Source organism: Pseudomonas sp. TSO6, assembly GCF_056098905.1.
This window is the reverse complement of record NZ_JBLZWV010000124.1, coordinates 1-244: the sequence shown is the minus strand read 5'-3', so window position 1 is coordinate 244 and position 244 is coordinate 1. Positions and strand designations below refer to the sequence as shown.

Below are 244 nucleotides of genomic sequence, written 5' to 3'. Positions count from 1 at the left end.
TCCAGCTGCTCGCCGACCACTTCCGCCTGGCTGATGCTGACGGTGATCTTGCCTTCGTCTTTGAACACGTCATCGCCTTGAGCCGGCGCGGCGTAGGTCTTGGTGGTCTCGCCAGCCGCGAAGACCACGGTAGCACCGGTGCTCAGGGTGACGGTGAAGTCCTTGTCCAAGGCCTTGTTCAGGCTCAGGGTGAAGGTTGGCTCGGTCGCTTCGTTGACCGATACCTGATCGGCCACGATGGTGA

1 protein-coding gene is annotated in these 244 nt (G+C 61.5%); it reads right to left on the bottom strand.

Annotated features, from left to right (window positions below; translation table 11 throughout):
- The coding region (locus ACN6NG_RS30070; RefSeq protein WP_474317570.1) for an immunoglobulin-like domain-containing protein at window positions 1-244 on the bottom strand (244 nt) is incomplete at both ends.